Below are 8,965 nucleotides of genomic sequence, written 5' to 3' on the forward strand. Positions count from 1 at the left end.
GGAGAGGGCGGTTCCCCCTGCCGTCGTACGAAGCAGCTTCTAAAGAAAGGGGGCATCATGCAGAGAGCAAGGGAGTGCGGCCTGTACGCCGTGATTCTGGCCGGGGGATCGGGGCGGGCGCTGTGGCCGATGAGCAGGGAGGGAAAACCAGGACCGTTCCTCGACCTGCTCGGCGACGGCCCGATGATACGGCATACGATCCGCCGTGCGCGGCGCATTACCAGTCCCGAGCACGTGCTTGTCGTCACCGATGCCCGGGGGCGAGGCCTGCTCGGGGAGTGTGGGGTCCGGCTGGAGAAGGGCTCGCTTATCCTCGAGCCGTTCCAGCGGGGAACGGCTGCGGCCATAGCTCTGGCGGCCGCGCATGTCAGGCGCCGGGATCCCGAGGCCGTGCTCGTCGTCCTGCCATCCGACCACGTCATCCTGAACGAAGAGGCGTTCGAGGCCGTGCTGCTCTCGGCCGTCGCCGAGGCGCGCCGCAAGGAGTCGCTGGTCCTGCTGGGCATCCGTCCCAGATCCCCCGAGACCGTCTATGGGTATATTCAGGCCGGCCGGCCGCTCGGCCGCCCCCACGTCGGGGGCTGCACCGCCAATGCGCTCTACCGGGCCCGCTCATTTGCCGAGAAGCCTGATCTTGCCACCGCAATCCGTTTTGTCGAAAGCGGGGACTTCTACTGGAACAGCGGTATCTTCGCCGCCCATGTGGACGTGCTCTTCGAGGCCTACCGCCAGGCCCTTCCCGACTTGTACCGCGATATGCTCGCCATCGAGGACGCCATCGGCACGAAAGCCGAGGTGAGGGTGGTCTCCGAGGTGTATTCGTGGATCCATCCGGGCTCGGTCGACGCGGCCGTGATGGAAAAGGTGGACGGGATCGTGCTGCTTGCGGGGGAGTTCGGCTGGCACGATCCGGGGAGCTGGGACGAGGTGGCTTCGCTCGTTGCCGAACGGAGGGCGTTTGCCGGCGAGGGTGACGAGCCGGAGACCGTCCGGCTGGAGGGGGAGAACACGTTCATCCGAAAGCCCGGAGGCAAGGTCGTGGCAGTGATCGGTGCGAGCGAGCTCATCATCGTCGACACGCCCGACGCACTCCTGGTGTGCGCGAAAGGAGAGTCCCACCGGATCGGTGAGGCGCTCGACCGGCTTTGGCGGGAGCGCATGGACGAGCACCTGTAGGGTGCCGCTACGAGGTTTTTTTCGACCAGCTGGCCCCTTCGCGGGTGTCCTTGATCTCGATGCCGGCTTCCTGCAGGCGGTCGCGGATGAGGTCGCTTGTGGCGAAGTCCTTGTTCTTCCTCGCTGCAGCGCGGATCTCGAGCAGCAGCTCCATGACGCCGTCGAGCCGTGAGGCGTCGCCTTCAGCGCCGCCCTCGGCTGCGGCTCCCCCGGGGAGGATGCCGAGCACCGTGCCGGCGGCGTCCTTGAGGAAGGCGCTTGATGCCTCGAGAGAGGGCTGGTCGATGCCTTCGGCGTCCAGTGCGGCGTTCAGCGCCTTGGAGAAGTCGAAGAGGACCGCTATGGCGACCGGAGTGTTGAAGTCGTCGTCCATCGCTTCGGTGAAGCGCCGGACGAACGGCTCCGGGTCGAGGACGGCCTTTCCGGCTGTCGCCCCCTCGAGGCGCCGGCTTGTTTCGCGGAGCTTTTCGAGTCCCGTGGCGGAGGCCCGGATGGCCGCTTCGGAGAAGTCGAGCGGCGAGCGGTAGTGCGACTGGAGGATGAAGAAGCGGATCACCAGCGGGTCGAACCGCTCGAAGAGCTCCTTGAGCGTAACGAAGTTGCCGAGCGATTTGCCCATTTTGGTGCCGTCAACCGTCACCATGTTGTTATGCATCCAGTAGCGGACGTAGGGCTTGCCGGTCGCCCCTTCAGACTGTGCGATCTCGCAGTCGTGGTGGGGGAACTTGTTCTCCATGCCGCCGCCGTGGATGTCCACGGTTTCGCCGAGGTATTTCATCGACATGGCAGAGCACTCGAGGTGCCAGCCCGGGAAGCCGCGCCCCCAGGGGGAGTCCCACTGCATGATGTGGCCCTCATCGGCCCGTTTCCACAGGGCGAAGTCCGCCGGATCGCGCTTTTCGCTCCGCACGTCGACGCGCGTGCCGCTCTGCGATGCTTCGATGTCGGTGCGGCCGGAGAGTTTGCCGTATCCGGGGAAGGAGGCGACGGAGAAGTAGACATTTCCGTGGACCTCGTAGGCGTGGCCTTTTTCCATAAGCTGGCGGACCAGCGCGATCTGCTCGGGGATGTGGCCGGTGGCCAGGGGGGCGATGCTCGGGCGCTCGACGCCGAGCCGGTCCATGTCCTCGTAGAAGCTCCGCGTGTAGAACTGCGCGACCTCCATCGGATCGATCTTCTCTTTGCGGGCCTGGCGGCCGATCTTGTCCTCCCCCTCGTCGGCGTCGTCGGAGAGGTGGCCGACGTCGGTGATGTTCTGCACGTACTTCACCCGGCAGCCGCTGTGGCGGAGCCAGCGCACCACCACGTCGAACGAGGTGTAGCTCTTGGCGTGGCCGAGATGGGCGTGGCCGTAGACGGTGGGACCGCAGACGTAGATGCCGACACGGCCCTCCGTCAGGGGTGTGAAGGTTTCCTTGGTGCGTGAGAGGGAGTTGTAGATCTGGAGCGCGGACATTCTGTGCTGGATGAAATGGTTGTCGGCCTGTTTTACAGAAGGTAAGCAATTGGGCTTTCAGGGCAAGCCGTTTAGGCTCTGTTGCCCTTCTCGGGCATTTGCGGCTTTTCCCTGTATATGGGGGATTTGTTCACCCTTTGGGTTGATTTTCTTTTTTTCTGAGCGGGTTTCATATCATCGTATATCGAAAATCCGATCCGGCAGCCGAAAACCGGAGCGGTACGTCCGGAGTCCCATGCCGATCAAGAAAGCATACGGCGAGAGGGCTAAGCAGGTTGTACGTCGTCTTGACGAACTCAGCTCTGCCGCCTGTATGCTGGATATGTACTCCATGCCGGCGGCTCATTTTCATGAACCAAGGGCCGACCGGGTTGGCGAGTTTGCCGTATCGATTCGGCCCTGGTTGACAGGATCGTGAGTACGGCGATCGGTGAAGAGTATCATTACGGTTGGATGACAATGCCGAACGCGAGATCTTTAGGCGCGGAACGTATGGCAAAGATGATATCAGGCGATTCTCTGGGCGATTCGGGACGCACCCGGCCACCATTGCCGGAAGGCTGGTGCGGCGGGGAATCATTGAACACCGGACTGGCCATGTCTACAGGTTTTTCAGAGAGTTGAATCTCAACCCCTGATCTTCCGGGCCTTGAACTGGCTTATGGTCGCCTGGAGATACGCTAAACCGATGGATCCATGGGAAGTACCCTCTCGTTCGTAGAATACGCCAGCTCCCAGATGGCCGGCGCGGGCAGCGTGACCTTCCGGAAGATGTTCGGCGAGTATGCCCTCTACCTGGACGGGAAGGTGGTCGCGCTTGTCTGCGACAACACCCTCTTCGTCAAGCCGACCGACGGGGGGCGGCGGTTCGCCGGGGATGCCGACGAGGCGCCGCCCTACCCGGGCGGGAGGCCGTACCTGGTGGTCGGGGAGCGACTGGAGGATCCGGAGTGGCTGGCGGAGCTGGTCCGGATCACCGCCCGGGATCTTCCGGAGCCGAAACCGAAGAGGCCCCGGCCGCCGAAAAACGGATAGAAGGGTGGATGGAGGACCGGATTGGGTTTTTAGGGCGAGGATGATTAGTTTGCCGTTTTCTCCCTGCTTACCTTTCTTCCCACATGAACATTTCCAGCGCCGATTTTTTCATTAGCGCCTCCGCACTTTCCGGCCTCCCGAAGGACGGCCGGCCGGAGATCGTCTTCGTCGGCCGCTCGAACGTCGGCAAGTCCTCCCTCCTCAACTCCCTCTGCCGGAAGAAGGGACTCGCCAAGACCAGCTCCACGCCGGGCAAGACCCGCCTCATCAACTATTTCCTCATCAACGGGGAGCTTTTCTTCGTCGACCTTCCCGGTTACGGCTACGCCGCCGTCGGCAAGGGCGAGCGCGAGGGGTGGGGTCGCCTGCTTTCGCAGTACATCGAGGAGCGCCGTGAGATCTCGCTCGTCGTGGCGCTCGTCGACTCCCGCCATCCCGGCATGGCCATCGACCTCGAGATGCTCGAGTTCCTCGAGTACTGCGGTCACCCCTACGGTATCGTCATGACCAAGTTCGACAAGCTGAAGCAGTCCGAGGCCTCGAAGGCGCGCCGCACCATGGAAAGATGCGGGGCGAAAGCCAAATTTATTGTAAATTATTCATCTTTGTCCGGAAAGGGGAAAAGCGAGCTCCTGGCTCATTTCGATCATTACCTCCCATAAACCCAATCGTTGTGGAATCAAAACCGTATACTCTTCCGTCCCAGTCGGCAACCGTCCTCATCGGCACCCAGTTCGGTGACGAGGGCAAGGGCAAGCTCGTCGACTACCTCTCAGACCAGTACGACATCGTCGTCCGTTACCAGGGCGGCGCCAATGCAGGCCACACCATCTGTTTCGACGGCAAGAGCGTCGTCCTCCACCTGATCCCCTCGGGCATCTTCAACGAGAAGTGCGTCTGTGTCATCGGCAACGGCGTGGTGATCGATCCCGTGGCCCTGCTGGAGGAGATCGCGAAGGTCGAGGAGCTCGGCTATACGGTGAAGGGGCGGCTCTTCATCAGCCACAACGCACACCTTATCATGCCCTACCACAAGCGGCTCGACGCGCTCAGCGAGAGCAACGCCCAGGGCGGCCAGAAGATCGGGACCACCGGCCGCGGCATCGGTCCGAGCTACGAGGACAAGTTCGCCCGCAAGGGCATCAGGGTGGTCGACCTGCTCAGCCCCGCCCTGCTCCAGGAGAAGCTCCGCGACAACCTCGCAGAGAAGAACAAGCTCTTCCGCAACATCTACGAGGGAGAGGAGATCGACGTCGAATCGATGGTCCGCGAGTATGAGGAGTTCGACAAGCTCATGGACCCCTACATCACCAACACCCAGCTCTACCTGAACCGCCAGCTCCGCCAGGGCAAGACCGTCCTGCTCGAGGGGGCCCAGGGCTGCCTGCTCGACGTCGACCACGGCACCTACCCCTACGTCACCTCGTCGAGCCCGACCTCGGGAGGGGCCTGCACCGGCTCGGGCATCGCGCCGAACCACATCGGCAAGGTCATCGGCGTCTGCAAGGCCTACATGACGAGGGTCGGCAACGGTGCCTTTCCGACCGAGCTCCTCGACGAGACCGGCGAGACGCTCGGCCAGGTCGGCCACGAGTTCGGTGCCACGACCGGCCGCAAGCGCCGCTGCGGATGGATTGATCTCGTCGCCATGCGCTACTCGGTCGCCGTCAACGGCATCACCGAGCTGGCCCTTACCAAGCTCGACGTGCTCGACGGGTTCGCGGAGGTCAAGGTCTGCAACTCCTACATGCTCGACGGCAAGGAGATCCGCGATTTCCCGACCGACCACCAGACCCTCTCCAGGGTCAAGCCGGTCTTTACCGCGCTGAAGGGCTGGATGGCCTCCAACGCCGCCGCCCGCACCTTCGAGGAGATGCGCCCTGAGGCCCGCGACTACGTGGCCTTCCTCGAGCGCGAACTCGAGGTGCCGGTGACTTTCATCTCCGTCGGTCCCGGCCGCGAAGAGACCGTCTTCAGGTAACCCGCACCCGAAAGGAGTATCCTGCATGGCACTTATGGATATCGCCGTCATCCGGCTCGACCAGAAGGACGGCAGCCACAGCGCGTTCGTCGCCGGCCTGCAGGAGCTGCTTGCCGACAGCGGGTGCAGCTACCGGCTGCACGATATGGGCACCACCGTGGAGGGGCCTGCCCCGATGCTCTTCAGGCTCGCCGAGCAGCTCCACGAGTACTCCTTCAGGAAGGGAGGCCGGAGGGTCTACACCGTCCTGAAGGTGGACGACCGGCGCGACCGCACGGTCCGTCTCGGCGACAAGACCGCCTCCGTCAGGGCGAAAATAGCCCCCGGGGCGGAGTAGGGGGATTGGCGAAAAAATTTTATCTTCAAGTTCTTTAAGTTCCGCCGCCCGGGCGCTTCGGGGCGGTCATAATCAGGAGGAAAATCCATGCTGCAGGCACCCGGTGAGGCCATGATCATAAAGGAGGATAACGTAACGCACAGCTTCTGCGGGCTGGCCTCGGTCGGCTGGATGTACCAGAAGATCAAGGACAGTTTCTTCCTTATTCTCGGCACCCACACCTGCGCGCACTTCCTGCAGAACGCGCTCGGCATGATGATCTTCGCCAAGCCGCGCTTCGGCATCGCGCTCATCGAGGAGGGCGACCTCTCCAAGAACGAGCCGACCCTCGACGAGGTCCTGGCCGAGATCAAGGCCGACCACAACCCCTCCGTCATCTTCCTGCTCTCCTCCTGCACTCCCGAGGTCATGAAGGTCGACTTCAAGGGCCTTGCCGACAACCTCAGCACTCCCGAGACCCCGGTCCTGTTCGTGCCGGCCAGCGGCCTCGTCTACAACTTCACCCAGGCCGAAGACTCGGTCCTCCACGCCCTCGTGCCCCACTGCCCGGTCGCCCCGGCGGGCGAGAAAAGCGTCGTCTTCCTCGGCTCGGTCAACGACGCCACGGCCGACGACCTTCGCGCCGAGGCTGAAGAGCTCGGCATCAGGGTCGGCGGCTTCCTTCCCGAATCGCGGTTCGACCGGATGCCGGCCATCGGGCCCGACACCATCCTTGCCCCCATCCAGCCCTACCTTTCCCGAACCGCCGTCAAGCTCGAGCGCGAGCGCGGCGCCAAAACCCTCCACTCCCTGTTTCCCTTCGGCCCCGACGGCACGAGGGTCTTCTGGGAGGACCTCGCCCGCGAGTTCGGCATCGAGGTCGACCTCCGCGACCGCGAGAAGGCCGCATGGGAGAAGATCCGCCGCCAGACCGACATGCTGAAGGGCAAGAAGGTGTTCCTCACGGCCGACACCATGATGGAGCTGCCGCTCGGCCGCTTCCTGAAAAGCGCCGGAGCGGAGGTCGTGGAGTGCAGCAGCGCCTACATCAACAAGAAATTCCTGGCAAAGGAGCTCCAGGCCCTGGAAGGCGTGCGCGTCGTCGAGCAGCCGAACTTCCACCGCCAGCTCGAGGATATCAAACGTGAGCGTCCCGACATGGTCGTCACCTCGCTGATGACGGCCAACCCCTTCGTCGGTCACGGCTTCATCGTCAAGTGGAGCATGGAGTTCATGCTCATGCCCATCCACGGATGGTCAGGGGTCTTCAGCCTCGCCAACCTGTTCGTCTCCCCGCTCGACCGCCGGGAGAAGCTCCCGGAGTTCGACCGGGAGGTCTGGCTCGAAGGCGTCATGCCTGCCGCCGAATAAGCAACCAGCAGGAACCGCAATAACAAACGTCACCGAAGTATGCGCTTAGCTTTCTGGCTCTACGAGGGTACCGCCCTTCACGGCATCAGCCGCGTCACCAACAGCATGAAGGGGGTGCACACGGTCTACCATGCCCCGCAGGGCGACGACTACATCACGGCCACCTACACCATGCTCGAGCGCACCCCCGAGTTCCCGGCGCTCTCGATCAGCGTGGTCCGCGGACGCGATCTCGCACAGGGCGTCTCGCGCCTCCCCGCCACCCTGCAGCAGGTCGAGGAGCACTACCACCCCGAACTTTCCGTCATCGCTCCGAGCTGCAGCACCGCATTGCTCCAGGAGGATCTCCGCCAGCTTGCCGCACAGTCCGGCATCTCGCAGGAGAAGCTGATGGTCTACGCCGTCAACCCGTTCAGGGTGACCGAGAACGAGGCCGCCGACGGTCTCTTCACGGAGCTGGTCAGGCGGTATGCCTCCCAGGGCGCGAAGAGTTCCGTTCCGTCCGTCAACCTGCTCGGGTTCACCTCCCTCGGCTTCCATCTCAAAGCCAACCTCACCAGCATCCGCAGGATGCTCATGACGCTCGGTGTCAAAGTCAACGTGGTCGCCCCGTGGGGAGCCGGCATCGACGATCTGAAACGCCTGCCCGAGGCATGGCTCACGATTGCGCCCTTCCGCGAGATCGGCCAGACGGCCGCCGGCTACCTGGAGCAGGAGTTCGGTGTTCCGGCCGAGTACGGCACGCCGCTCGGCGTCGAGCCGACCCTCCGCTGGCTCCGCTCCGTCATTGAAAAACTCAACGCCGTCGGTGCCGGCATGGGCGCGGCCCCGATCGCGATGCCCGAGCTCCGCGACTTCTCCCTCGACGGACAGAGCGCTCCGTCCGGTGTGCCGTGGTTCGCACGCACGGCCGACATGGAGAGTTTCAGCGGCAAGAAGGCCTTTGTCTTCGGCGACGCCACCACGACCGTGGCGATGGTGAAGTTCCTGCGCGACGAGCTCGGCATGCAGGTCATCGGCGCCGGCACCTACCTCGCCCGACACGCGGACTGGGTCAGAACGGAGCTCGAGGGCTACCTGCCCGGAGAGCTGATGGTCACCGAGCGGTTCCAGGAGGTGGCGAAGTTCATCGAGGATGCCATGCCGGACCTCGTCTGCGGCACCCAGATGGAGCGGCACAGCTGCCGCAAGCTCGACGTGCCCTGCATGGTCGTCTGCCCTCCGACCCATATCGAGAACCACCTGCTCGGCTACTATCCCTTCCTCGGTTTCGACGGTGCGGACGTCATCGCCGACCGGGTCTATATTTCCTGCAAGCTCGGCCTCGAGAAGCATCTTATCGACTTTTTCGGCGACGCAGGCCTCGAGTATGAGGAGATGGAGCCTTCACTCGGAGAGAACGGGGCGGCCGCTCCGGCGGCAGCGGCGGGAGCCGCAGTTCCTGAAGAGGGCGGCATGCAGTGGACCGACGATGCCGAAACCATGCTGAAGAAGGTCCCCTTCTTCGTGCGCAAGAAGGTGCGGAAGAACACCGAGAACTTCGCGCTCGAGAACGGCGAGACGGAGGTCAGCGTCGAGGTCTTCAGGCGGGCGAAAGAGTCGCTCGGCGGTTAAGCGTTTTCAATCAATC

Annotated in this window: 9 protein-coding genes; 7 read left to right on the plus strand and 2 right to left on the minus strand. The window is 63.5% G+C overall.

Annotated features, from left to right (window positions below; all coding sequences use genetic code 11):
* Nucleotides 1-57: 57 nt before the first annotated feature.
* Entirely contained in the window at nucleotides 58-1,176 is a 1,119-nt protein-coding gene (locus E0L29_RS05785; protein WP_131356122.1) for a mannose-1-phosphate guanylyltransferase, read from the plus strand.
* Between the two features lie 7 nt (nucleotides 1,177-1,183).
* Here E0L29_RS05785 and cysS read toward each other — a convergent pair whose 3' ends face one another.
* A complete protein-coding gene (gene cysS, locus E0L29_RS05790) occupies nucleotides 1,184-2,632 on the minus strand; it encodes a cysteine--tRNA ligase (RefSeq protein ID WP_131356125.1) in 1,449 nt (482 codons plus the stop codon).
* A gap of 443 nt (nucleotides 2,633-3,075) precedes the next feature.
* The gene (locus E0L29_RS11520) at nucleotides 3,076-3,231 is read right to left on the minus strand and encodes a hypothetical protein (protein ID WP_165498835.1); all 156 of its coding nucleotides are present in this window, start codon (nucleotides 3,229-3,231) and stop codon (nucleotides 3,076-3,078) included.
* A 97-nt stretch (nucleotides 3,232-3,328) separates the two neighbouring features.
* Between E0L29_RS11520 and E0L29_RS05795 the strand changes: the two genes are divergently transcribed.
* The 6 genes from E0L29_RS05795 (at nucleotide 3,329) to E0L29_RS05820 (ending at nucleotide 8,949) form a co-directional block, all read left to right on the plus strand.
* Nucleotides 3,329-3,667: a TfoX/Sxy family protein gene (locus E0L29_RS05795; RefSeq protein ID WP_131356128.1), complete on the plus strand. Its 339-nt coding sequence runs from the start codon at nucleotides 3,329-3,331 to the stop codon at nucleotides 3,665-3,667.
* Nucleotides 3,668-3,750: 83 nt separating this feature from the next.
* Nucleotides 3,751-4,329, plus strand: a complete 579-nt coding sequence (gene yihA / locus E0L29_RS05800) for a ribosome biogenesis GTP-binding protein YihA/YsxC (protein ID WP_131356131.1) — start codon at nucleotides 3,751-3,753, stop codon at nucleotides 4,327-4,329.
* A gap of 11 nt (nucleotides 4,330-4,340) precedes the next feature.
* Nucleotides 4,341-5,648, plus strand: coding sequence for an adenylosuccinate synthase (locus E0L29_RS05805; RefSeq protein ID WP_131356134.1), 1,308 nt, complete (start codon nucleotides 4,341-4,343; stop codon nucleotides 5,646-5,648).
* Nucleotides 5,649-5,673: 25 nt separating this feature from the next.
* Nucleotides 5,674-5,985, plus strand: a complete 312-nt coding sequence (locus E0L29_RS05810; RefSeq protein ID WP_131356137.1) for an MTH1187 family thiamine-binding protein — start codon at nucleotides 5,674-5,676, stop codon at nucleotides 5,983-5,985.
* An 87-nt stretch (nucleotides 5,986-6,072) separates the two neighbouring features.
* Nucleotides 6,073-7,335 carry a ferredoxin:protochlorophyllide reductase (ATP-dependent) subunit N gene (bchN, locus tag E0L29_RS05815; protein WP_131356141.1) on the plus strand — a complete coding sequence of 421 codons (1,263 nt, stop codon included), beginning with the start codon at nucleotides 6,073-6,075 and terminating at the stop codon, nucleotides 7,333-7,335.
* Between the two features lie 39 nt (nucleotides 7,336-7,374).
* Complete coding sequence (locus E0L29_RS05820; RefSeq protein ID WP_131356144.1) at nucleotides 7,375-8,949, plus strand: ferredoxin:protochlorophyllide reductase (ATP-dependent) subunit B; 1,575 nt, start codon at nucleotides 7,375-7,377, stop codon at nucleotides 8,947-8,949.
* Nucleotides 8,950-8,965: the final 16 nt, after the last annotated feature.

Origin of the sequence: Chlorobium sp. N1, from assembly GCF_004332115.1 — a bacterium.
GTDB lineage: Bacteria > Bacteroidota > Chlorobiia > Chlorobiales > Chlorobiaceae > Chlorobium.